This window comes from Candidatus Karelsulcia muelleri, assembly GCF_024818015.1.
GTDB lineage: Bacteria > Bacteroidota > Bacteroidia > Flavobacteriales > Blattabacteriaceae > Karelsulcia > Karelsulcia muelleri_C.
In genome coordinates this window covers 122242-147580 of sequence record NZ_CP093908.1, presented here as the reverse complement: position 1 = coordinate 147580, position 25339 = coordinate 122242, and the positions used below count along the sequence as shown (strand labels likewise).

Annotated in this window: 26 protein-coding genes, 7 tRNA genes and 1 other RNA gene; 18 read left to right on the top strand and 16 right to left on the bottom strand. The window is 23.4% G+C overall.

The genetic code is table 11. From position 1 onward, the window contains the following. Positions 1–114 precede the first annotated feature (114 nt). From rpsU to prfB, 4 genes are read right to left on the bottom strand one after another with little or no spacing between them, the layout of a single operon-like run. Positions 115–309 (bottom strand): 30S ribosomal protein S21, encoded by a 195-nt coding sequence (rpsU, locus tag MP018_RS00840; RefSeq protein ID WP_259082780.1) that lies wholly within the window; start codon positions 307–309, stop codon positions 115–117. Then, a complete protein-coding gene (lepB, locus tag MP018_RS00835; RefSeq protein ID WP_259288614.1) occupies positions 266–1585 on the bottom strand; it encodes a signal peptidase I in 1320 nt (439 codons plus the stop codon). Before lepB ends, rpsU begins: the two co-directional genes overlap by 44 nt. Continuing rightward, positions 1569–2282, bottom strand: a complete 714-nt coding sequence (dapB, locus tag MP018_RS00830; RefSeq protein ID WP_259288613.1) for a 4-hydroxy-tetrahydrodipicolinate reductase — start codon at positions 2280–2282, stop codon at positions 1569–1571. The genes lepB and dapB overlap by 17 nt, the downstream gene beginning before the upstream one ends. Further along, positions 2282–3337 (bottom strand): peptide chain release factor 2, encoded by a 1056-nt coding sequence (gene prfB, locus MP018_RS00825; RefSeq protein WP_259288612.1) that lies wholly within the window; start codon positions 3335–3337, stop codon positions 2282–2284. The genes dapB and prfB overlap by 1 nt, the downstream gene beginning before the upstream one ends. Positions 3338–3379: 42 nt before the next feature. Here prfB and dapA point away from each other — a divergent pair, with 42 nt between their 5' ends. The 3 genes from dapA to MP018_RS00810 are packed head-to-tail and all read left to right on the top strand — an operon-like array spanning position 3380 to position 5714. After that, positions 3380–4285: a 4-hydroxy-tetrahydrodipicolinate synthase gene (dapA, locus tag MP018_RS00820; protein WP_259082784.1), complete on the top strand. Its 906-nt coding sequence runs from the start codon at positions 3380–3382 to the stop codon at positions 4283–4285. Then, positions 4278–5123: a hypothetical protein gene (locus MP018_RS00815; protein ID WP_259288611.1), complete on the top strand. Its 846-nt coding sequence runs from the start codon at positions 4278–4280 to the stop codon at positions 5121–5123. Before dapA ends, MP018_RS00815 begins: the two co-directional genes overlap by 8 nt. Positions 5124–5153: 30 nt before the next feature. Beyond that, on the top strand, positions 5154–5714 hold the full coding sequence (locus MP018_RS00810; RefSeq protein ID WP_259082786.1) for a hypothetical protein: 561 nt from the start codon (positions 5154–5156) through the stop codon (positions 5712–5714). Here MP018_RS00810 and MP018_RS00805 read toward each other — a convergent pair. The 10 genes from MP018_RS00805 to asnS all read right to left on the bottom strand — a co-directional run bounded on the left by MP018_RS00805 (position 5704) and on the right by asnS (position 9437). Beyond that, a complete protein-coding gene (locus MP018_RS00805) occupies positions 5704–6120 on the bottom strand; it encodes a 50S ribosomal L9 C-terminal domain-containing protein (protein ID WP_259288610.1) in 417 nt (138 codons plus the stop codon). The two genes, MP018_RS00810 and MP018_RS00805, sit on opposite strands and share 11 nt — an antisense overlap. Further along, positions 6117–6410 carry a 30S ribosomal protein S18 gene (gene rpsR / locus MP018_RS00800; protein WP_259082859.1) on the bottom strand — a complete coding sequence of 98 codons (294 nt, stop codon included), beginning with the start codon at positions 6408–6410 and terminating at the stop codon, positions 6117–6119. Before rpsR ends, MP018_RS00805 begins: the two co-directional genes overlap by 4 nt. 126 nt (positions 6411–6536) lie before the next feature. Next, positions 6537–6863, bottom strand: coding sequence for a 30S ribosomal protein S6 (gene rpsF / locus MP018_RS00795; RefSeq protein WP_259147567.1), 327 nt, complete (start codon positions 6861–6863; stop codon positions 6537–6539). A gap of 19 nt (positions 6864–6882) precedes the next feature. Further along, positions 6883–7207, bottom strand: a transfer-messenger RNA (tmRNA) gene (gene ssrA, locus MP018_RS00790). Positions 7208–7211: 4 nt separating this feature from the next. After that, positions 7212–7285, bottom strand: a tRNA-Arg gene (locus MP018_RS00785). Between the two features lie 2 nt (positions 7286–7287). After that, entirely contained in the window at positions 7288–7542 is a 255-nt protein-coding gene (rpmA, locus tag MP018_RS00780) for a 50S ribosomal protein L27 (RefSeq protein ID WP_259082789.1), read from the bottom strand. Between the two features lie 3 nt (positions 7543–7545). Beyond that, entirely contained in the window at positions 7546–7860 is a 315-nt protein-coding gene (gene rplU, locus MP018_RS00775) for a 50S ribosomal protein L21 (protein WP_259082790.1), read from the bottom strand. A gap of 26 nt (positions 7861–7886) precedes the next feature. After that, positions 7887–7960 (bottom strand) — tRNA-Ile (locus MP018_RS00770). 34 nt (positions 7961–7994) lie between these two features. Continuing rightward, positions 7995–8077: transfer RNA gene (locus tag MP018_RS00765), tRNA-Ser, on the bottom strand. Positions 8078–8084: 7 nt separating this feature from the next. Then, positions 8085–9437, bottom strand: a complete 1353-nt coding sequence (asnS, locus tag MP018_RS00760) for an asparagine--tRNA ligase (protein WP_259288609.1) — start codon at positions 9435–9437, stop codon at positions 8085–8087. A 188-nt stretch (positions 9438–9625) separates the two neighbouring features. On the opposite strand from asnS, the gene MP018_RS00755 reads away from it, so the two are divergent. The 13 genes from MP018_RS00755 to thrC all read left to right on the top strand — a co-directional run bounded on the left by MP018_RS00755 (position 9626) and on the right by thrC (position 20460). Further along, complete coding sequence (locus MP018_RS00755) at positions 9626–9916, top strand: hypothetical protein (protein ID WP_259082792.1); 291 nt, start codon at positions 9626–9628, stop codon at positions 9914–9916. Positions 9917–10290: 374 nt separating this feature from the next. Beyond that, the gene (gene trpS, locus MP018_RS00750) at positions 10291–11214 is read left to right on the top strand and encodes a tryptophan--tRNA ligase (protein WP_259082793.1); all 924 of its coding nucleotides are present in this window, start codon (positions 10291–10293) and stop codon (positions 11212–11214) included. After that, complete coding sequence (locus MP018_RS00745) at positions 11195–12994, top strand: 2-oxoacid:acceptor oxidoreductase subunit alpha (RefSeq protein ID WP_259288608.1); 1800 nt, start codon at positions 11195–11197, stop codon at positions 12992–12994. The genes trpS and MP018_RS00745 overlap by 20 nt, the downstream gene beginning before the upstream one ends. A 117-nt stretch (positions 12995–13111) precedes the next feature. After that, positions 13112–13195, top strand: a tRNA-Leu gene (locus MP018_RS00740). 23 nt (positions 13196–13218) lie between these two features. Next, positions 13219–13377, top strand: coding sequence for a 50S ribosomal protein L34 (gene rpmH / locus MP018_RS00735; protein ID WP_075049011.1), 159 nt, complete (start codon positions 13219–13221; stop codon positions 13375–13377). Then, the gene (gene lipA, locus MP018_RS00730) at positions 13355–14188 is read left to right on the top strand and encodes a lipoyl synthase (protein ID WP_259147558.1); all 834 of its coding nucleotides are present in this window, start codon (positions 13355–13357) and stop codon (positions 14186–14188) included. The genes rpmH and lipA overlap by 23 nt, the downstream gene beginning before the upstream one ends. Positions 14189–14190: 2 nt before the next feature. After that, positions 14191–15516, top strand: a complete 1326-nt coding sequence (der, locus tag MP018_RS00725) for a ribosome biogenesis GTPase Der (RefSeq protein WP_259288607.1) — start codon at positions 14191–14193, stop codon at positions 15514–15516. Further along, positions 15494–15576, top strand: a tRNA-Ser gene (locus MP018_RS00720). The genes der and MP018_RS00720 overlap by 23 nt, the downstream gene beginning before the upstream one ends. A gap of 9 nt (positions 15577–15585) precedes the next feature. Beyond that, a tRNA-Pro gene (locus MP018_RS00715) sits at positions 15586–15660 on the top strand. A 6-nt stretch (positions 15661–15666) separates the two neighbouring features. Then, positions 15667–15739 (top strand) — tRNA-Arg (locus MP018_RS00710). Positions 15740–15769: 30 nt separating this feature from the next. Continuing rightward, on the top strand, positions 15770–18217 hold the full coding sequence (gene thrA, locus MP018_RS00705) for a bifunctional aspartate kinase/homoserine dehydrogenase I (protein WP_259288606.1): 2448 nt from the start codon (positions 15770–15772) through the stop codon (positions 18215–18217). After that, positions 18214–19146 carry a homoserine kinase gene (locus tag MP018_RS00700; protein ID WP_259082798.1) on the top strand — a complete coding sequence of 311 codons (933 nt, stop codon included), beginning with the start codon at positions 18214–18216 and terminating at the stop codon, positions 19144–19146. Before thrA ends, MP018_RS00700 begins: the two co-directional genes overlap by 4 nt. 3 nt (positions 19147–19149) lie before the next feature. Next, positions 19150–20460, top strand: a complete 1311-nt coding sequence (thrC, locus tag MP018_RS00695) for a threonine synthase (protein ID WP_259288605.1) — start codon at positions 19150–19152, stop codon at positions 20458–20460. Between the two features lie 2 nt (positions 20461–20462). On the opposite strand, the gene MP018_RS00690 is transcribed toward thrC, so the two are convergent. Beyond that, positions 20463–20723 (bottom strand): YfhL family 4Fe-4S dicluster ferredoxin, encoded by a 261-nt coding sequence (locus tag MP018_RS00690; protein ID WP_259082800.1) that lies wholly within the window; start codon positions 20721–20723, stop codon positions 20463–20465. A gap of 3 nt (positions 20724–20726) precedes the next feature. After that, on the bottom strand, positions 20727–21053 hold the full coding sequence (gene rplS, locus MP018_RS00685; protein WP_259082801.1) for a 50S ribosomal protein L19: 327 nt from the start codon (positions 21051–21053) through the stop codon (positions 20727–20729). A 25-nt stretch (positions 21054–21078) separates the two neighbouring features. On the opposite strand from rplS, the gene MP018_RS00680 reads away from it, so the two are divergent. Further along, the gene (locus MP018_RS00680) at positions 21079–24066 is read left to right on the top strand and encodes a preprotein translocase subunit SecA (protein ID WP_259288604.1); all 2988 of its coding nucleotides are present in this window, start codon (positions 21079–21081) and stop codon (positions 24064–24066) included. After that, positions 24056–25339 carry a tRNA (N(6)-L-threonylcarbamoyladenosine(37)-C(2))-methylthiotransferase MtaB gene (gene mtaB, locus MP018_RS00675; protein WP_259288603.1) on the top strand — a complete coding sequence of 428 codons (1284 nt, stop codon included), beginning with the start codon at positions 24056–24058 and terminating at the stop codon, positions 25337–25339. The genes MP018_RS00680 and mtaB overlap by 11 nt, the downstream gene beginning before the upstream one ends.

Genomic DNA, 25339 nt, shown 5'->3' with positions numbered 1-25339 from the left:
AAAGTCTTTTTAAGATTCTTTATATTAAATTTTTGAAAAAAAAAATTTAGAAAAAGAATAACTAATATTTTTACCTACTAAACCATAAATTTTAATCATCTTAAAAGCTTGACTTTAGTGCTTAAGAAGTTTTCTAAATTCTCTATACTTAGCTTTTGCTAAAATTTTTCTTTTCCTTTCAGAAGGTTTTATATATTGTTGACGTTCACGTAATTTTCTTATTATACGAGCTTTATCAAATTTTTGTTTACATTTTTTTAATACTCTATCTAGAGATTCTCCTTCTTTTACATAAGTAATTAATTTCATAAATAATAATAATTATCATTATATGATATATATAATATTTCTTTTCTGTTTTACTATTTATGATTGTAAAACATCTATTCCAACGAACAAATTCATTTTTTGAAATACTTAACCAGATAAATAATGGTTTACCAACTATGTGATCATATGGTATCAGCCCCCAATAACGAGAATCTAATGAATTATTTTTATTATCTCCTAACAGAAAATAATAATTTTTATTTACTAAATATTTAGATTGTACCTTATTATTAATAAATATTTTATTTTTTTTTATTTTTAATGAACTATTTTCATATTTAGTAATTAAATCTTTATAGAAAGAAAGATTTTCTAAATTTAGATTTAAATAATCCCCCTTTTTAGGAATATAAATCGGACCATAATTATCACGATTCCATAATTTGTTCTCTGGATAAATATTATATTCTTTTAAATTTTTGGGTAAAATATATTTTTTAATTTTTTTTTGTACTTTATTATCTAAAATTCCATTGATATATATTAATCCATTTTTAATAGATAAAATATCTCCAGGTAAACCTATACAACGTTTAAGATAATAATCTTTTTTATCAAGAGGTCTTTTTTTTAAATCATTTGGAAAATTAAATACTATAATATCATTATGATTAATTTGTTTAAAACAAGGTAACCTAATATAAGGTAATCTTAGATAAGAGATATAAGATTGAATTCCTAAAAAATTATTATGTATTAATGGAATAGATAATTGAGTAATAGGAATTCTTATTCCATAATGGAGTTTACTTACAAATAAAAAATCACCCACTAATAAACTATCTTTCATAGAAGGAGTATGAATTACAAAAGGTTGTATTATATATATATTTATAATAGAAGTAAAGATAATAGAAAAAAAGATAGATGATGATCGTTTTTTAATTATATTTAGATTTGGATTTGGATTTGGATTTGGATTTGGATTTGGATTTGGATTTATATTTAAATAAATAATATACCCTCCCAATGTTATTAATAATAACATTTTATCTTTTTTACTACATTTATCAAAAATATTTATTATATCTAAACATAAAATAGGGTATATAAAACAAAATATTATAGGAATATATAATAAGATAGACCACCATATTGGTCTATTTAAGATTTTCATTAAAATAATGAGATTATAGATCGGAATAACAGCTACAAAAAGGTTTCTACCATTTTTTAAATATAAATTATAAGTACCTAGAAAATAGAGAATTTTGATTATTATTAGAAATAATAATATATTATAATTTAATAACATCCTTCATAGAAAAGAATCCAAATTTCTTATATAACCATTCAGCGGCTATTACAGAACCTAAGGCAAATCCTGTTCTATTATTAGCAATATGTTTTATTTCGATACTATCAATATCTGATTCATATAATACAGAATGTATTCCTATTATATTTTTTATACGTTTGGAATAGATAGATATGTATCTTTTCTTTTCTTTTAAAGACACTAACCCCCAATTATCACAATAATTTTCTAAAATTATATCTTTTGCTAAAGCAATAGCAGTTCCACTTGGAGTATCTAATTTATTTTTATGATGTATTTCTTTTATACTTACTTTGTAATCTAAATTAGATTTAGACATTATTTTAGCTATCTTTTGATTAAGAGAAAATAATATATTTACTCCAATACTAAAATTAGGAGAAGAAACAAATGACCCATTATATTTCTTACATGTGTTTTTTATAAAAAAAAAATCACTATCCCAACCTGTAGTTCCACTAACTATAGGTATCTTATTTTCAAGACATATAATGAGATTTGAAACAGCAAATTTAGGAGAACTAAATTCTATGATCATTTCTATCTTAGAATTTTTTAATTCTTTATAAGTCGGGGTTTTATTTGTAATAAATAATTTTTTATGTCCTCGCAATCTAGCTTGTCTTTCTATAGATTGTCCCATCTTTCCATATCCTATGAATCCAATATTCATCAATTTAATAGTAATAAATTTTTTTTTAAAAAAATATCTATTTCTCCATTCAATACTGATTCTATATCTGATGTCTCATATCCAGTTCTTAAATCTTTAACTAATTTATAAGGATGCATAATATAATTTCTTATTTGAGAACTCCATTCTATTTTTAACTTAGTGTTTGTGTTTTGGCTTTTATTTTTTTTTTCTATGTAAAATAAACGAGATTTAAGTAATTTAAGTGCTTTAATTTTATTATTAAATTGTGATTTGGTTTCAGAATTTTCAATAATTATATTAGTAGGATGATGATGCAATCTAACTCCAGATTCAACTTTATTTACATTTTGCCCTCCAGATCCTCTGGATCTAAAGGTATTCCATGAAATATCTGAAGGGTTTATTTTGATGTTGATATCATTATCAATTAATGGATATATATATACAGAAGCAAATGATGTATGTCTTTTCGAATTATCAAATGGAGAAATTCTTACTAATCTATGAACTCCATTTTCTCCTTTTAAATATCCAAAACTAGATAATCCTTTTACTATAAAAGTAATAGATCTTAATCCAATTATGTCTCCTTGGAAACTATTTATTTTTTTTATTTTAAATTTATGTCTTTCTGCCCACATAATATACATTCTATATAACATTGATGCCCAATCACAACTTTCTGTTCCTCCAGCTCCTGCTGAAATTTGTAAAACAGCATTTAAATTATCTTCTTTTCCGAAGACAAATTTTGTAAATTCAATTTTTGAAAATATTTTTTCGATTTGATGATAAATCAAATCTATTTCTAATTCTGTTACTTCACCAGAAAGAAAAAATTCTAATAAAATTTTTAATTCATTTAATAATACTTTTATCTTATAAAAATAATTTAATATTTTTTTTTTTTTAAAAAAAGAATTCATTAAAGTTTTGGATTTTTTTATTTTTTCCCAAAAATTATGTGATTCTTTTTCTAATCTCGATCGAGATTTTTGTTCTATATTGAAATAATGAAATATTTCTTTTAAATTAATTGAGATGAAATCTATTTTAGATTTTGTTACCATTTTATTAATATTATAGTATAATAGCCTTTAATTAACTTAAAAATGAAAAATATTAATCTTTCTGGCATTGGTATAGCTTTAGTAACTCCTTTTAATCAAAAAGGAGAAATAGATTTTCTTTCTCTTGAAAAGATAGTATCTTATGTAATAGATGAAGGTGTTCAATATTTAGTATTATTAGGAACAACTGGTGAAACGCCTACATTAAAGTTAAAAGAAAAGATTGATATTATTAATTGTGTTAAAAATATTTCTAAAAATAGGATTCCTATTGTATTAGGAATGGGGAGTAATAATACTGAAGACGTTTTATTAACTTTAAAAGTTATTAAATTAGATAATTTTGAGGCTATTTTATCTGTATGTCCTTATTATAATAAACCGTCCCAAGAAGGAATTTATAATCATTTTAAAACTATATCTGAAAAGACAGATATTAAAATTATAATTTACAATGTTCCACATAGAACTGGGACTAATATTAATTTAGAAACTATTAATAGATTAATTAATAACAGAGATAATATTATCGGAATAAAAGAAGCTTCAGGTAATATGATCCAATCATATAATTTGATAAAACAGAAAATTAAAAAAGATTTTCTAGTTTTTTCTGGAGATGATACAATAGGATTACCAATCGTTTTAGGGGGGGGAGATGGCATAATCTCTGTAATTGGACAAGCTTTTCCAAAAGAATTAGATTTTATTTATAAATTTGCTTCTAAAAAGAAAGTTAATAAAGCATATAAATTATATTATAAAATATCTAAAATTTTAAATTTAGTTTTTCAAGAAGGGAATCCTTCTGGAATTAAAACTTTATTAAAGATAAAAGGCTTATGTCATAAATATGTTAGGTTACCTTTAAATAAAGGTAGTCAAACTTTAGAAAAAAAATTATATATTGAATATAATCATATGTTAAATATAATTGAAAATGTTTAAAACAAATAAAAAGAAAAATCTAATTAAATCTATTTTAATTATATTTATAATTCTTATTCCTTATTTTTTATCAGGTCAAGGGGAAAGCTATTCAAAGAAAAATCAGAAATATATTAAGAAACTAAATCATCAGAATAAATATCATCAGAATAAATATCATCAGAACATTTCTCTTAAAAAGAGAATATATCATTTTTTTTATCAAAGAAAAAATTATGCGCTTATTCAAAGGTTTTTTTTAAAAAAAAAAAAATTCATAATAATGAATCATCCATCAGAGGCTGAGTATCTTTTTAAAAAAAAATATTATAAAAAAGCTTTAATTCATTTTAATAATATTATGAACAAATCTCTTTTTAAGAAAGAATTATATAATAATATAATAAAAAAAATTGCTTTATGTAACTTTTATTTAAAAAAATCTTATTTAGCAATTAATTTTTTTAAAATTCTTTTAAAAGACAATGCAGAAGAAAAGATTTTTCATTGTTATTATTTACAATCTAATGATTATTTCGTTTTTAAAAAAAACCGAAATAAATATCTAAAAATATTTCTTTTTTTAAGAAAAAACTATCCTAATACTAAATACTTACCCAAAATTGATAAAATGATATGCGTTTCTTACTTTAAAAAAGAAAAAAGAGTCAATATTTTAATAAAAAAAAAATATAAACCTTCGGTTAATGATTATCAAGATTTTTTTAATATTCAAAAAGAAAATTCTTGTTTTGAAGAAACGATGAAATTACATAATACGTATTTTATTGATAAAATGAAAATTCTTTTCTTGATGAGATTAATTTATCTTTACCATCGAAAATTGAAATTAATTTAAAAAAATTAACTAAATCTTTAATGAAATCCAATGAATTTAAAAAAATATAAAAAAATAGTTTTTGATACCTTTAGTTTGGATTTAAAAAAAATTTCAAACTTCGGAAAAAGTATTTATTCTGTAATAAATCTTCTGTCAAGACGTTCAGATCATCTAGATATTTATTTAAAATTATTATTAAATCTGAAATTTCAATTATTCGTTGATGAAAATTCATATTACGAGGAAGATGAGCAATTTGAAGAATTTGTTACCAATAAAGGTAAAATTAAACTATCTAAAACATTTGAAAAAATATCAAAGCCTACATCTATTGCTATAATAGAATATTTAAAAAATGAATTATATTTTATATCTTTAAAAAAAATAATATATAAAAATTATTTTATAAAGGTTTATATAAATAAACTTCTTAAGAAGCTTATAAAGAAGCTTCTTAAGAAAGAGAAAAAGGAATTTAAAAAAAAAAATAAAAACTTGAATAAGTCTACTGAATTTAGAAAATTATATAAAAAAAATTATAAAAAAAAAAAAATATTTATAAAAAAAAAACTAATTTACGATAAAATCTATTATAGATCTATAATTTAATATTATTTTTAGAATCAATTTTAAAATTGAATTTGATTATTTTTTTCAATTTAGAAAAATAAATAATACATTTAAATATACCTAAATTTTGAATTTTTTTATTTTTTATAAAAATGGATTTTTGTTTTACTTCAATAGATTTTGATGATAAAAAATTTGATATATTTTTACTTGTTATTGATCCCAATAATTTACAATTCTCTTTTTTCAAGAGAAATTTTTTTTTGATTTTTTTCAATTTTTTTATTATTTTTTCATTTTTTAATGAAGGGAAGTTTTTCTTTTTATTTGAAAAAATTGCAGATCCTTTAGGGAATAGAAAATTTCTAGCATAACCAGGTTTAACATTTACTTGATCATATTTATTCCCTAAATTTAAAATCTTTTTCTTAAGAATTATATTCATCTTAATCCATCTGTTAAATAAGGTAATAAACCGATATGTTTACATTTTTTTATTGCTCTTTTTAACTTTTTTTGAAATTTTTTAGAAGTTCCTGTAATTCTTCTAGGAAGAATTTCTCCTCTTTCATTAAGAAATTTAATTAAAAATGATGGGTTTTTAAAATCTATATATTTTATATTATATTTTTTAAAAAAACAATATTTGTTTTCTGGTTTGGTTTCTATTTCAAGAGGTGTTAAATACCTTATTTCCGGTTCATAAAAATTTTTTACTAAAGGATAAGATTCAATCTTTCTCTTTATTGGAGAGGGAGAGACATATGGATATTGCAACGTACCTATTTTAGGTGTAGAAATTTTTACTTTAACTTTAGTAGTTCCTACTTTCTGTACTTTCTTTTTCATAATTTAATAAATTTAAAACACATCTTTTTTAGAAAATTTATAATATGATAATGCCTCATTATCTATTTTAACGGTTAAAAACCTAATTATTTTTTCATCACGTTTCAATTTTAAATCTAAATTGTAGATTAATTTAGGATTGGCTGAATAGTAAAATATATGATAACATCCATATAGATTTTTTTTTATAGGATATGCTAATTTTTTAACACCCCAATGTTCTTCAAACATTAAATTTGCTTTATTAATTATTAAATAATTAATGTATTCAAGTGTAGTAAATTTAATGTTTTCTGAAGAAAGAATAGGGGTTATTATTAAAACAGTTTCATATTTCATTTTTTTTAAATTAAATTTTTTGTGGAGCTGACGGGATTCGAACCCGTGTCCAAACAAGTAATATTATAAGTTTTCTACATATTTATCTTATCAAATTAAAATTAATTCTAAGTTTAGAGATAAGAATCTATAACTTAGAATCTAGTTCTTATAACTTCTTAGAAAGATTTAGAACCTCAATCTTTCCTATTCTTAAAACAGATTTTAAAGAGGATTAAGCAGCAAGAGCGTAATTTTTTTTGCCGTTTATAGATTTGTAATGAAATTTTAATACGTGATTACATTACATATACACGATATGCTTACTTATATATTAATCAAGATGTCAATTCCAATACAGCCCCTGGGCAACTGGGACGGGATTTGAACCCGCGACTAAAAGTTTAGGAAACTATTACTCTATCCTACTGAGTTACCCAGCTTTTTAAATCGGAATTACTGATATAAAGGATTTTTTTTTATTTTTTTTCTTAAAACAAATTTTCCCATATATTAAAGAATGTATTGTATGATCTTTTCCCATATAAACATTTGTTTTAGGATGGTGTTTAGTTCCCCGTTGCCTTATAATTATACTTCCAGGTTTAGCTATTTGTCCTCCAAATAATTTTACCCCTAAACGTTTACTAAAAGAATCACGTCCATTTCTAGAACTTCCTACACCTTTTTTATGAGCCATCTTTTAAAATTCAATAGAAATTATTTTTATTTTTGTTAAATATCGTCTATGTCCTTTTTTTAATTTAAAACCTTTTCGTTTTTTTGATTTTAAAAAAATTTGTTTTTTATCTCTAATATGTTTTAGTATTTTAGCTTTTATTATACCCCTCTTTATATAAGGGAATCCATTAATTATTAATCCATTATTTTTAATAAATAAAATTTTTTTTAGAAAAATATTTTTTCCTTTATTATATCCTTTTAATAAAGGAATATAAATATCCCAATTTAAAGAAGCTTTATATTGATAACCTAACAATTCAAAAATTGCTTCCATTAATTAATAAATTAAATAATTATTTGTGGTCTCAACTGGATTTGAACCAGCGACACCCTGATTATGAGTCAGGTGCTCTAACCAATTGAGCTATGAGACCGAGACCATATAATAAATATACAATATTTGTTAAGCGGAGAGAAAGGGATTCGAACCCTTGTATTATACAATATACATGCTTTCCAAGCATGCGCCTTAACCTCTCAGCCATCTCTCCAATAAGATCAGAATAATGCATTATTTTGATATCTAGGGAAGGGAATCACATCTTTAATATTAGAAATATTTGTAATAAATTGAATTAATCTTTCAAATCCTAATCCAAATCCACTATGAGGAACAGACCCCAAACGTCTAATATTTAAATACCACCAAAGTGATTTAGTATCTAAATTTGATTCAATCATACGTTTTAATAGAACATTATATCTCTCTTCTCTTTGAGATCCCCCTATTATTTCTCCGATATAAGGAAATATTATGTCCATAGCTGCTACAGTTTTATTATCATTATTTATACGCATATAAAATGGTTTAATTTTTAATGGATAATTAAATATAATTATTGGACGATTATTAAAATAATGTTCAGATAAAAATTTTTCATGTTCAGATTGTAAATCCGCTCCCCAATTAACAGGATAAATAAATTTTACATTTTTACTAAATTTAAGAATTTTAATAGCATTAGTATAACTTATTTTTTCAAAAGGAAAATCCAAGATAGAATACAATATTTTAAATATATTTTTTTTAACATTTTTTTCTAAAAAAGATAAATCTTCATAACAATGTTTTATTACATATTTAATTATAAATTTTAAGAATTCTTCTGCTAAAGACATAATATTATTTAATTCATAAAAAGACATTTCAGGTTCTATCATCCAAAATTCAGATAAATGCCTGAAAGTATTAGATTTTTCTGCACGAAAAGTAGGCCCAAATGTATAAATTTTTCCTAAACCTGAAGCGGCAGCTTCTCCTTGTAATTGTCCAGATACAGTTAAATATGTATAAGCCCCAAAAAAATCATTATCATTATTTGTTACTCTAAACATGTCTCCAGCTCCTTCAGAATCATAAGTTGTAATAATAGGAGTATTGATATAATAAATATTTTTTTTATAAAAAAATTTATGTATTGAAAAAGAAATATTATGACGTATTCTCATAATAGAACTAAAAATAGTAGTTCTAAATCTTAGATATGCTTGTTCTCTTAATTTTTTAAAACTATGTTCTTTAGGTTGTAAAATAGTTTTTTGTAAATCTTCCGGATTCAAATTTCCAAAAATCTTAATTTTATTAGCATATATTTCTATAATTTGTTTTTTCCCTTTACTGAAAACAACAACACCTATTACTTCTAATGAAACTCCAATATTAATTTTTTGAAAAACCCAATTGTGTTTATCAACATAAATTTGTATATTTTTTATAGTAGATCCATCACTTATAATGATAAAACAATTAGAACGAAAATGCTTTACCCATCCTTTAATGGAGATTTTCTTTGAAAGATATAATCTATAATTAGAAATAATATCTTTAATAGAATTAAAATTTAATTTCATAAATTTTTAATTTTTAGATTTATATTATATATAAAGAAAAATTTTTAAAACAATGATTAAAATTATTTAAAAATCTCAAGTTCATTATAAAGTTAATTACAATATTTTGCGTATTATTCATATTGTAAGGATAATAATGAGAAATCTTTTAAAAGATATTGAGTTAATTGAACTAATTTAAAAAGTATATGAAAAACCATCTAAAGAGCAAGATAAAGGAAATAAAGGAAATAAAGAGATTAGTTTCGAAAATCCAGAAACAGAAGCAAATGTTAATAGAGAAAAAGATAATAAAACAGATTTTCAGAATATTTCTGAAAAGAAAATTGGAGAAACATATTTTCATAAAATTTATGGAGAAAAAGCTAAAAAAACATATAAAAATTAAACAGATCCTAAAAAAGAAAATAAAACCCCAAGACCAAGACCAAGACCAAGATCAAGACCTTATGTTGAAGCTGATGCTGAAGCCGAGGTAAAAGCATATAAACCGATTTTAAGAAATTCTATAAAAGAATTAATGATATTTATTATTCAGATAAAGAGAATAAAACAGAAATAGATAAAACAATCATCGATAAAATTGAAAAAAGTTTTATTCCTTGAAGAGGATATTATGAACCTAATAATTTCTCCTAAAAATGGAGGTTGAATTTATGAAAAATTTATAACAGAATGAAATCATTTTATTTTTGATCAAGTATTTGCTGGAAATATGAAATCTAAAGATTTTTTGAATTGAAAACGTTCTTTAGGAACTGGTATTATATATGATGTGATCAAACTATTGAGAATCTAGGATTTTTTTTTAAAAAAGAATTTTAATAAAGTAGATAATTAATAATTTAAAAATATGTCTATAATATTAACAGGAATTCAAAGTACTGGTATTCCACATATAGGAAATGTATTAGGAGTAATGTTACCAATTATTGAAATAGTGAATAATTCACTAGAAAGTGTATTTATTTTAATAGCTGATTTACATTCACTTACCTCACTAAAACAGAGTTATAAAGATTATTCATATAAAATAGCATCTGCATGGTTAGCTTGTGGCTTAAAAATATATAAAGCTATTTTATATAGACAATCTGATATTACTCAAGTTACGGAACTTTTCTGGTATTTAAATTGTTTTTTTCCTTACCGAAGGCTTCAATTATCTCATTCTTTTAAAGATAAAAATAAAATCAATAATACAGGAATGTTTACATATCCGATTTTAATGGCAGCTGACATACTTCTTTTTGATTCAAATAAAGTATATGTTGGTAAAGATCAATTACAACATATTGAAATAACAAGAAAAATTGCAAAAAAAATGAATAATCTAATTAAAAATATATTAATTATACCAGAAGCAAAAATAAAAAAAGATTCAATGTCTATACCAGGTATAGATGGATATAAAATGAGTAAATCAAGAAAAAATACAATTAATATTTTCTATTCTAAAAAAGAAATAAAAAGACAAATAATGAGTATACATACAACTAGTTATAATGATAAGAATCACATGATCTATAAAATCTATAAAATATTATCTAATAAAAATGATTTTTTATCTTTTAAAAAAAAAACCGCATATAAAAAAGCAAAAATAGAATTATATAAATATATAATAAACCGTTTTTCATATGAAAGAAAAAAATATAAATTTTATTTAAAAAATAAAAAAATAATAAAATCAATTTTCTATAAAGGAGCTAAAAAAGCTAGTAAAATAGCAAATCTTACAATAAAAAGAATTAGAAATGCTTTCAAATTTAATTGAAGATGCAGGATTAGAAAGAATCTGTAAAAAAAGAATGACTAGCTTATTAAATGATGTAATCATACTATTTGCAGGAAATTCTGGGGATGGAATCCAATTTCTTGGTAAGAAATTATCAGATACATGTACCTCATCAGGTAATTATATAAGCACTTTCTCAGATTTTACTGCTGAAATACGTGCTGGTTTTTCTGGAGTTAAAATACATATTAGCAATAAACATATTTCTTATACAGGTGAAAAATATGATGTATTAGTAGTAATGAATGCATTTTTATTGAAAAAAAATTTAAAGAAATTAAAGGTTGGAGGAATAATTATTGCTGATATTTCTGGGTTTAACAAAAACCAATTAAAATTAGCCGGATATTTAGATTTAGAATATACTTTAAAAAAATATAAAGTATTTTGTTTAAAGATTTCATCTTCTCTTTATAAAAGAAATATAAAGATTAATAAGAAAAAATCTTTTTTATTTAAGAATATGTTTGTTTTAGGATTTTTATGTTGGTTATATAATTTTAATTTTTCAAAAAATGTTTTTTTCTCTAAAAAAGAGAATAAATATAATTTAAAAATCTTAAAATCTGGATATTTTTTTGGAAAAAAAAAAGGTTTTTATACAGAAAAATATAGAATATTTTATTATAAAAAAAAATCGGGGAGATATAGAAATATAAATGGTAACGAAGGGATTTCATTAGGAATGATTGCAGCTTGTAAAAAAGCTAACATAAATATGTTTTATTCATGGTATCCTATTACACCAGCTTCAGAAATATTCAATAATATATCTAAATATGGAATAAAAACCTTCCAAGCTGAAGATGAAATATCAGCTATAACCTCAGCAATAGGAGCCTCTTATTCAGGTAATTTAGGGGTTACTGGAACTTCAGGTCCTGGAATGTCACTTAAACAAGAAGGATTAGGTTTATGTTTTATGCTAGAATTACCATTAGTAGTAATAAATGTTCAACGTGCTGGTCCTTCTACAGGATTACCTACTAAAACAGAACAATCAGATTTAATGCAAGCTTTTTATGGAAGACATGGAGAATGTCCTATTCCAATACTTGCTTCTAAATCTCCTTCTAACTGTTTTTATATTTCTTTTATTGCTTGTAAAATTGCTATTGAGTATATGACTCCAGTTATAATACTTAGTGATGGATATTTAGCAAATAGCTATGAAACATGGAAATTCCCTAAAGGGAAAGATTTAAAGAGAATCAAAGTTAATTATAATTATAAAAATAAGAAACTTCCATATGAAAGAAATAAAAACGGAATAAGATTCTGGGTTCCTCCTGGGAACAGAGGCTATGAAAATCTCATTGGAGGATTAGAAAAAGAAAATTTAACAGGAAATGTATCTTCAGAAGAAGAAAATCATGAATTTATGATAAAAAATCGTCAGAAGAAAATAAAGAAACTTAAAAATTATTTACCTTTAAAAAAAAGAAATATAGGAAAAAAAAAAGGAAAACTTCTGATATTAAGTTGGGGGTCAACTTATGGATGTATAACAGAAGCAGTAAAGAAGCTGATTAGAAAAGGATATTCTGTATCTAGTATGCATATAGAATATATATATCCATTCCCTAATGGGATGAAAGATATAATCTATAATTTTGATAAAATTCTTATTCCTGAAATAAATAATGGTCAATTAAGTAATATTATACGTGAGAAATTTTTAATTTCTCCAATAGCTCTAAATAAAATAATGACTTTTACAGTATCCGATATACTTAATAAAGTATATCAGGTATTATAATATATAATATAAAAATATATGCCAAACGGAAAAAAAAGAAAAAAAAAAAAAATATCAACACATAAACGTAAAAAGAGAAGTAGAAAAAATAGACATAAAACTAAAAAGTAAATCATAGCGGGTATGGTGAAATAGGTATACACGCTAGATTTAGGATCTAGTATCTTTACGGATATGGGGGTTCAAGTCCCTTTACCCGCACCTTGTTTATACAATATACTCATATGAAAAGAACTTATCAACCCTCTAATATTAAAAGACTAAATAATCATGGTTTTAGAAAAAGAATGAGTAGTAAAAATGGACGAAAATTATTAGCCAGAAGAAGAAATAAAAAAAGAAAAAAACTAACTGTAAGTGATGAAAAAAAAACCAAATTTTAAACCTAAATGGTTACGTGTTAAATCCCCAGATAAATATAATAAAATATCAAATAATTTAAATACTATTTGTAAAAGTGGTAGTTGTCCTAATATAGCTGAATGTTGGGAACAAGGAGTAGCAACTTTTATTATATTAGGAAATATCTGTACAAGATCATGTAAATTTTGTGGAGTAAAAACAGGAAAACCCAAAAAAATTGATTTTTCTGAACCCAAAAAAATTGCTCATAATATAAAAATTATGAAAATTAAACATGCAGTGATTACATCAGTAGATCGAGATGATTTAAAAGATATGGGAGCCATTATATGGGGAAAAACAATAAAAGCGATAAAAAATCTAAACAAGAAAATATCACTAGAAACATTGATTCCTGATTTTAAAGGTATAAAAAATTTAATAAATATTATTGTAAATGAAAAACCAGAGGTTATATCACATAATATAGAAACTGTACGTCGATTAACTAAAAAAGTCCGTATTCAAGCTAAGTATGATCGTAGTATTAATGTATTAAAATATATAAAATATATAAGTAATATAAGAACAAAAACTGGAATTATGTTAGGATTAGGTGAAACGGAAAAAGAGGTGATACAAACTTTAAAAGATAGTAGAAATGCTAATATTGATATAATTACTATCGGTCAATATTTATCTCCTTCTATTAAACATCTTTATGTAAAAAAATTTATCCCCCCTTATATATTTAAAAAATATGAAAATATTGCATTAGATATGGGTTTTCTATATGTAGAAAGTGGTCCATTAGTCAGATCATCTTACAATGCATATAAACATATATTTTAAAAATGACTAAAATAGTTTCTCTAGTAGGACGTCCTAATGTAGGAAAATCTACACTTTTTAATCGTTTAATAGGATATAAAAAATCTATAGTTAATTCTAAAAGTGGAATCACTAGAGATAGAAATTATGGTTTTTGCAATTGGAATGGGATAGAATTTTGTTTAATAGATACAGGAGGATATACAAATGAATCAAAACATATTTTTGAAAAACAAATATGTGAACAATTTTTTTTTGCATTAGCAGAATCAGATGTTATACTTTTTTTAGTAGATCCCAGTAATGATCTTTTAGGAATTGATTACGATATCTCAAAAATGATACGTAAACTAAAAAAGAGTATTTATTTAGTAATCAATAAAATAGATATATATAAAAATATATATAATACTTACCAATATTGGAAATTTGGTATTCCAAAAACATATTGGATATCATCTATTAATGGAACTGGAACAGAGAAATTATTAGATTCAATAGTATCAAATTTTGATAAAAATAAAAATATATATAAAAAACAGATTCCGAGACTAGCTCTAGTAGGACGTCCTAATGTAGGAAAATCAACTTTAATAAATACACTACTAAATAAAAATAAAAATATTGTTACAAACATTTCTGGCACAACAAGAGATAGTATAGATGTTTTATATTCAAAATTTGGAATTGAATGTATATTAGTAGATACTGCTGGGATTAGAAAAAAAAAAAAGATAAAAGAAGATATAGAGTTTTATTCTGTAATGAGAGCAATTAAATCTATACAGAATTCAGATGTATCTCTACTAATAATAGATTGTAAATCTGGTTTTGAATCTCAAGATATTAATATCTTGAAAATAATTGAGAATAATAATAAAGGTATAGTTTTATTAATAAATAAAAGCGATCTATTAAATTATCATGATAATGATTTAATAAATAGTTATGAAAATAAAATAAAAAAAATAATAGCTCCTTTTAAGGATGTTCCTATATTTTTTACTTCATCTTTGACAAAAAAAGATATAATAAAATCTCTAAAAACGGCAGTTAAAATTACATTTAATTTCAGATTAAGAATAAAAACAAGTTTACTTAATAAAATTATATTACCTATTTTAAATAAAAATCCTCACCCATCAATAAATGGGAAATTTCTTAAAATAAAATATTGTCGTCAAATCCCAACATATAATCCTCAATTTCTATTTTTTACTAATTATCCATATAATATAAAAGAATCATATAAAAGATTTATAGAAAATAATATAAGAGAAAAATTTAATTTTACAGGGATTCCTATCAAAATTTTATTTAGACTTAGGAGAGTTGCCGGAGGGGGTTAACGGAACAGTTTGCTAAACTGTCAGCTATATGCTTCGTGAGTTCAAATCTCACACTCTCCGCAAACGAAACGGGATGTAGCGTAGTACGGTAATCGCGCCTGGTTTGGGACCAGGAGGTCGTAGGTTCGAATCCTATCATCCCGACTTATGGGTCACGTAGCTTAATGGATAGAGCAACTGCCTTCTAAGCAGTATGTTGCAGGTTCAAATCCTGTCGTGATCACGATAGGAAATCAAATTAAATTAAAACCTAATGGCGAATGCTATAAAAGTCTTAAAGTTTGGAAGTAGTTCACTCGTTGATAGTGAATCACTAAAACAAATCTGTAATTTTTTAATTAATTATAAATCTAAAAATAATGTAAAATATGCTATAATTATATCTGCTATATATAATATTACAAATAATTTAATTAAATGTGGGGAATTAGCTTATAAAAGAAATAATGATTACAAAAAAATATTAGAATTAATAGAATATAAACATATAAATATAATACATGAATTATTTTTTAAAAAAAACCAAAGTTGTCTAATTAGTAGATTTAAAATCAATCTAAATATCTTAGAAAATTTATGTGATGGAATCTTTCAAGTAGAAGAATTATCAAAATCTTCATTAGATAATATAATTAGTTTTGGAGTAATAAATTCGTCTTATTTCATAGCAGCAAAAATTCAAGAATTTGATTTAAAAGTCAAATGGAAAGATAGTAGAGAATTAATAATAAAAGATTATGAGTTGGGAGTAAAAAAAAGTAATTCTAAAATTATTTCTTTTTTTAAAAAAGAAAAATCCCAATATATTATATTGCCAGGTTTTATAGCTTTTTCATCAGAAGTAAAAACTCCTCCATTAGGAATAGGGGGTTCAGACTATATAGCATGTATTGTTGCTTCTGCTTTAAAAGCAGATTTATTAGAAATATGGACAAATGTCAATGGTATAATGACAGCTGATCCTAAATTAGTATCACAAGCTTATACTATAAAAAATATATCATATGAAGAAGCAATAGAGTTGTCACATTTTTGTGCTAAAATAATATATCCTCCAACTTTACAACCAGTTATAGAACAAAATATACCTATAAAAATTAAAAGTATTTTTGAAGAAAAAAAAACTGGATCTTTTATAAATCATATTAGTTTTATTAAAAAAAAGACTGTAACTGGAATTTATGTAATGAAACAAATATCATTAATAACATTAGAAGGTAGTGTAATGGTAGGAATACCTGGTTACTCTAAAAGACTTTTTAAGACTCTTTCAGAGAAACGAATTAATGTAGTATTAATTACCCAAAGTTCATCAGAACATTCTATAGCAGTAGGTATACATGATAATGATGTTTTAAAAGCTAAAATAGTTATTGATAATGAATTTTACAGAGAAATATCTAATAAAAGTATAGAACCACTTTATATAGAAAAAGATTTATGTATTATAGCTATTGTAGGAGAAAATATGAAGCATGGGACCAGTGGTAAAATATTTAGTGCTATGGGGAAAAATAGTATTAATATACGAGCTATTGCTCAAGGCTCAACTGAAAAAAATATTTCAGTTGTTATAAAAAAACCAGATTTAAAAAAGGCACTAAATATTTTACATGAAGAATTTTTTGAAACCCCCAGTAAACAAATAAATTTATTTATAATAGGATTAGGAAAAGTAGGAAGTAATCTTTTAGGTCAAATAAATCAACAAAAAAAATATTTAAATCAAGAATTTAAAGTTCAATTAAGAGTAATTGGTTTAGCAAATAGTAAAAAAATGATTTTTAAAAAAAAAGGAATAAATATAAATAAATATAAATGTTATTTAAAAACTAGTTCTTATGATATGTCTTTCAAAAGATTTATTGAAATAATGTATGAAATGAATCTTAGAAATAGTATATTTGTTGATAATACTGCAGATAGTAATCTTGCTATGAGATATGAAAATTTTTTAAAGAAAGGAATAGGTGTTATTACATGTAATAAAATAGCATGTTCATCAAATTATTATTATTATAAAAAACTTAAAGAATTTTCAATAAATTTTAATTCACCATTTTTATTTGAAACTAATGTAGGAGCTAGTTTACCAGTTATTAGCACACTTAATGATTTAATCAATAGTGGCGATAAAATATATAAAATTGAGGCTGTTCTTTCTGGTAGTTTAAATTTTATTTTTAATCAATTTATTGATAATAAAAACTTTTTTGAAGTTGTAATAGAAGCACAAAAGTTTGGATATACAGAACCAGATCCACGTCTAGATCTTAGTGGAATAGATGTAATGAGAAAAATCTTGATATTAGCACGTGAATGTGGATCTAATATCGAATTAGAAAATATATATCAAACAAATTTTTTACCTGAAGAATGTTTAAAATCTACTTCAATAGATAATTTTTATTCGATTTTAGAAAAATATAATAATTATTTTTATAAAATACGTGAAAAAACTGTGAAAAAAGGTAAAAAATTACGTTTTATAGCTAAATATGAAAAGGGTAATGCATATGTAGGTTTAAAGTCAATAGGAATTGATCATCCTTTTTTTAACCTTGAAGGTAAAGATAATATGGTATTATATAATACACATAGATATAGTGAACAACCTTTAATTATAAAAGGTGCAGGGGCTGGTGCAGAAGTTACTGCATCTGGAGTATTGTCAGATATAATTAAAGCTAGTATAAAATGAATATAATAAAAGTAATTGCTCCTGCCACTATAGCAAATATAGTTTGTGGATTTGATGTTCTAGGCTTAGCTGTAAATATTCCTAATGATGAAATCATAATAAAAATAACTGATATACCTGGAATAAGAATAAAAAAAATTTTTGGAGCTAATTTATCTAAAAATAGAAAAAAAAATGTAATTAGTATTGCCTTACAAGCCTTATTAAATAAGATTAAGAAATCAAATATAGGATTTGATATAGAAATTTCTAAAAATATTCAACCAGGAAGTGGAATAGGTTCTAGTGCTGCTAGTGCAGCAGGAATTGTAGTAGGAGCTAACTATTTATTAGGAAATCCTTTTAAAAAAAAAGATTTAATTAAATTTGCTATGGAAGGTGAAAGATTAGCTGGAGGGGTTCCTCATGCAGATAATGTTGCTCCAGCTATTATTGGAGGAATAACATTAATTAGAAGTTATAAACCTTTAGATATAATTTCTTTACGTTCACCAGATAAGATTTGGGTTAGTATTCTTCATCCAGAAATAGAAATAAAAACATCTGAAGCGAGAGAGATATTAAAACATAAAATATTAATTACTGAGGCAATAAAACAATGGGGGAATTTAGGGGCTTTAATAGCAGGATTATATAAGGAAGATTATGATATTATAAGTAGATCATTAGATGATGTAATTATAGAACCTATCCGTGCTATATTAATACCAGCTTTTAATGAATTAAAAATTAAATGTAAATCAATAGGTGCATTAGGAGGAGGAATTTCTGGTTCTGGCCCTTCTGTCTTTATGTTAAGTAATGGAAAAAAAAAAGCAGAATTAGTAACTAATGTTATGGAACATATTTATTCTAAATTAGAATTAAATTATAAAATTTATACTTCTTCTATTAATAAAACTGGAATTGTATATTATGAATTGAATTAAATTATGCTGTATAAAAGTTTAAAAAATTTTAAGTATAAAGTTTCTTTTAAGGAAGCTGTTTTAACTGGACAAAGTCCAGAAAAAGGTTTGTATTTTCCTGAAAAGATACCGGTTTTAAAAAAACAAATTATAAAAAATATATCAAATTATGATGAACATCATTTAATGATGGAAGTTATCCAACCTTTCATTGGAAATGAAATTCCACATAGAGAATTATTAAATATTATATCTAATACAGTAAATTTTAAAATAAATATTAATAATATTTATGCGAATATTTACTCATTAGAGTTATTTTTAGGACCTACTATGGCTTTTAAAGATATAGGGGTAAAATTTATGTCAGGGTGTATCAAATATTTTTGTAAAGAACTTAATAAAAACATTATAATACTTACTGCTACTTCTGGTGATACAGGAGCTGCAGTGGCTAATGCTTTCAATAAAATTGATGGTGTAAAAGTAGTTATATTATATCCTTCTTCTAAAATAAGTATTTTACAAGAAAAACAGATTACAACATTAGGAAATAATATTCTAGCTTTAGAAATAAAAGGGAATTTTGATGACTGCCAAATGTTGGTAAAAAAAGCTTTTTCTGACAACCAAATACGTGAAAATTTATTTATAACCTCAGCAAATTCAATAAATATTGCACGTTTACTATCTCAAATATTTTATTATTTTATGTGTTATAAACTTTTATTTCCAATTCATTCTCATTCCAATGAGAAACTTATTATTTCTATACCTAGCGGTAATTTTGGAAATATATGTGCAGGGTTAATAGCATTTAAAATGGGTTTACCAGTAAAACAGTTTATTGCAGCTACAAATATAAATGACACGATTCCCAGATTGTTAAAAACAGGGATTTATAATCCATTTCCTACACAAGAAACAATTTCTAATGCCATGGATATATCTGATCCAAGTAATTTTAGTCGTATAATGTACATGTTTAAAAATGTAAATAATATCAAAAAACTTGTATCTGCATATTCTTTTTCTGATAAAGAAACATTTGAGATTATAAAATCAATTTGGGCAAATTATAAATATATTATGGATCCACATGGAGCAATTGGATATTTAGGTTTAAAACAATTTCTTAAAAAGAAAAATAATACAAAAAATATTTTTTTATCAACAGCCGCTCCAGTGAAATTTTTAGATAAAATTTCTAAGGGAATAGATCAAAAAATTTCTTTAGAAAAGAAAGTAATAAAGCTTCTAAAAAAAGAAAAAAAAAGTATACAATTGAGTAATAAATATGACACTTTTAAAAAGTGGTTATTAAATTTAGATTAGAATTAGAGTCTTTTTTTCAAAAGGTCTTCCTCAGATTCTAGATTTTCTTCATCTAAGATACAACAATCTACTGGACATACAGAAGCACATTGAGGTTCATCATAAAATCCTAAACATTCTGTACATTTTTCTGGTACTATAAAATAGTAATAATTTTTAGTTCCATCTGTACATTCTTTATATCCTTCAGAAATTGCATTATTAGGACATTCTGGTTCACAAGCACCACAATTAATACATTTTTCTGTTATTTTTAATGACATCTATTATTTTTCTTTAATTTTAGCTTTTTTGCCTCTTAATTTTCTAAAATAATAAATTTTTGATTTACGTACTTGACCTTTTTTATTTAAAATAACTTTTTTTATTGAAGTTTGATTAATATTAAATATTCTTTCTACACCTATTTCTCCACTAATTTTACGTACAGTAAAAGTTTGTGATTTAATTTTAATTATCACTCCTTTAAAGGATTGGATTCTTTTCTTTTCTCCTTCAATTATTGAATAATAAACTGTTATATTATCTCCAGAATTTAATTTTCTAAAATCTATTTTAGAAGTGTTTGATACAAAATTAATTTTATTAATCATATAAGTTATAAATAAAGATGAATATATGATATATATCAATAATCTAATTAATTATTTTTTAAAAACAAAAAATAAAATAGAAATTAAAGAATTCAAAATTGTTTTAAACAAAATAAATTTTTTTGGAGATCAATTCAAATTCTATTCAAATGATGAATTAAGAAATCAAACTTTTTCTTTTAAAAGAAGAATAAAAAAACAAACCAAATTTCTATATGAAAAAAAATTTGGTTTACAAAAAAAACTAATTTATAAAAATTTTATTTCTATTGAGGAAATGCATGAAAATAAATTTCTTGTATCTGAAATAGAAGAAATTCAAAATAATATTTCTAAAGAAGAAGACAAAATTTTACTAGAATTACTTCCTGAAGCCTTTGCAGTTATAAAAGAAACTGCCAAAAGATTTAAAGAAAATAAACAAATAATAGTTACATCTAATAAATTAGATTCTATACTTTCTAAAAGTAGATCTTATTTAGAATTAAAAGGAGTAAAAACTATTTGGAATAATAAATGGAGTTATATGGGGAAAGAGTTTATATGGAATATGATACATTATGATGTACAGTTAATGGGAGGGATTGTATTACATCAAGGAAAAATAGCAGAAATGTATACTGGTGAAGGTAAAACTTTAGTAGCTACTTTACCGATTTATTTAAATGCTCTTACTGGAAAAGGAGTTCATGTAGTAACCGTAAATGAATATTTAGCTAAACGTGATAGTGAATGGATTGCCCCTCTTATGGAATTTCATGGATTAACTGTAGATTGTATAGATTTATATAAAAAAAATTCAGATTTCCGTCGTAAAGCATATGAAGCAGATGTTACATATGGTACAAATAATGAATTTGTATTTGATTATTTACGTGATAATATGGTTTATTCATGTAAAAACTTAATACAAAGAGAATTAAATTATGCAATTATAGATGAAATAGATTCGGTTTTAATAGATGAAGCCCGGACACCATTAATAATATCAGGGGGAGTCTCCGGGCAAGTTAATTCAAATTATTATTTCTTAAAAGACAAAGTAAAAAAACTGTTTAAGAAACAAGTTTATTTTTTAAATCAAATTTTGAATTTATCTCGCGAGCAAATTATTTCAGGGAATGAAAAAGAAGGTGGATTAAATCTTTTGAAAGTTTATAGAGGGTTACCTAAATATAAGCCTCTTATTAAGTTTTTAGGAGAAAAAAAAAATAGAAAAATCTTAGAAGATACTGAATCTTATTATATGCAAGATAATAATCTTGTAGATTCAGATTTATTTTTTATTATAAATGAAAAAAATAATACTGTAGAGTTTTCGGAAAAAGGAATTAATTTTCTTTCTGAAGAAATGAATGATCCTAATTTTTTTATACTTCCTGATATACAGAAAAAATTTATTGACTTAGAAAGTCTAAAAATCTCTAAAACACAAAAAGAAATTAGAAAAAATGAATTAATAACTAATTATTATAATAAATATGAGAAAATACATACTATCAATCAATTAATTAAAGCTTACACATTATTTTATAAAAATATACATTATCTAGTTATAGATAATAAAGTTAAAATAGTAGATGAACAAACAGGTAGAATTATAGAGGAAAAACGTTATTCAGATGGTTTACATCAAGCATTGGAGGCTAAAGAAAATGTAAATATAGAAAATTCAAGCCAACCACTAGCTACTATTACATTGCAAAATTATTTTAGAATGTATAAAAAACTATCAGGTATGACGGGAACCGCTGAAACAGAATCTGAAGAATTTCTTAAAATTTATAATCTTGACGTAGTCATTATTCCTACCAATAAACCAATTATAAGAAAAAATTATGATGATCTTCTTTTTAGAACTAAAAAAGAAAAATATAATGCAATTATAGATGAAATTATTTTTTTCTCAAAAAATGAAAAAAGACCTGTATTAGTTGGAACAACTTCTGTTGAAATATCTGAACTTATTAGTAGGTCATTAAATATCAGAAATATTAAGAATAATGTTTTAAATGCAAAACATCATAAAAAAGAAGCTTATATAATTGAAGAAGCTGGGAAATCTGGTATAGTAACGATTGCAACTAATATGGCGGGGAGAGGAACAGATATAAAAATTTCTGATGAAGTTAAAAAATTAGGTGGATTAGCTATAATTGGGACTGAAAGACATGATTCAAGACGTATTGATAGACAATTAATAGGTCGTACTGGGCGGCAAGGAGATCCTGGTAGTTCTAAATTTTATTTATCATTGGAAGATGATTTAATGCGTATTTTTGGATTAGATCGTCTATCAACAATACTTGATAAATTAGGTCATAAAAAAGGAGAGTATCTAACTAACTCTATACAACTTGCTCAAAAAAAAATAGAAGAAAATAACTTGAGTATTAGAAAACGTTTGTTAGAATATGATTCTGTAATCAATGAACAAAGAAAATTTCTATATGCATTTCGCCGAAATGCATTAAATTTATCAAGTATCTCATTATCATATATGATATATAATCTTGTTGATAAGATGGAAAGTAATGAATATCAAGAGGAGGAATTATTGAATAATACTTTTTTGAAAAAAAAATTATATTATAAAATAAATAAATATTATGATATTAGAAAAAAGATAATTTTATCAAAACTGATTTATATAAAATCATATAAAAAATTTTGTTGTAAAAACAACAAAATAAAATACTATTTTACATATTCTCTAAATGAGAGAATAATTATACTTTTCTTGAAAGAGGAAAATAATTTATACAAAATGATAAAGAATATTGAAAAAAAAATAATACTCTATTTTCTAGATGAGAAATGGAAAACCCATATCCATAATATTGAAGATTTAAGAAAATATTCACAATATTCAGTTTATGAACAAAAATATCCAATTATTATTTATAAAATAAAAGCTTTTAAATTATTTAATAATTTTTATTATAATTTAAATAAATTGTCTTTAACATTTTTTTTCCATTGTCAAATTAATAATTCCTTAAATGTTAAATAAAGTTGCTTTTTCTACATTAGGATGTAAACTAAATTTTGCTGAAACAGATACAATAATCAATAAATTTTTAAAAAAAGGATATGAATATGTCAAATTTATATCTTATGCTGATTTATACATCATAAATACATGTTCAGTAACAAAAAATGCTGAAAAAGAACTAAAAAAACTTGTACGTATTGCTATTAATAATAATGTTAACGCCTTTATAGTAGCTATAGGTTGTTATTCACAAGTCAATCCAAAAGAAATATCATTAATAAATGGTATAGATTTAATAATTGGATCAAAAGAAAAATTTAATATAATTAGTCATTTAAAAAAAAAATCAAAAAAGAAATATCTATCTTTAATAGATAAGAATCTCTATATTCCATCATATTCAAGATTAAATCGTACACGTTCTTATTTAAAAATACAAGATGGTTGTGATTATAAATGTAGTTACTGTACTATAACAAAAGCTAGAGGTTTTTCAATATCTGATAATATAAAAAATATTATTTTTTATGCTAAAAATATTATTAAACAAGGTATAAAAGAAATAGTATTAACTGGTGTTAATATAGGAGATTATGGAAAACAGAATTTCTTAGAATTAATTCAAGCTATTGAGTTATCTCTTAATGAAGAGGATCGAAAAAGAATTAGAATTAGAATTTCATCAATTGAACCTAATTTATTAAGTGATGATATAATTAATTTTATATATAAAAGTAAGATTTTTGTTAATCATTTTCATATACCGTTACAATCTGGTAGTGATGAAATATTAAATAAAATGAAAAGAAGGTATTCTAAAAATCTTTATTTAGAAAGAATCAAAAAAATATTAAATATTATGCCCTTGGCGTGTATAGGCTCAGATGTAATTGTAGGATTTCCAGGAGAAAAAGAAAAAAATTTTATAGAAACTTATTCATTATTATCTGAAATAAATATCTCTTATTTACATGTATTTTCTTATTCTGAAAGAAGAAATACAAAAGCTTTTATTATGAATAATTCAATTAGTCAAAAAATACGTTATAAAAGAAATAAAATCTTTAGAAGACTTTCAAAAGAAAAAAAAAAGATATTTTATATAAAACAAATCAACAAAAAAAGGAATGTCTTATTCGAAAATAAAAATAAATCAGGATATATATATGGATATACAGATAATTATATTAGAACTAAAACAATTTGTAAATCAGATTTAGTTAATAACATGAAAAATGTTACATTATTAAATATAGATGATTGTGGAAATATGATATGTAAAATCATATGA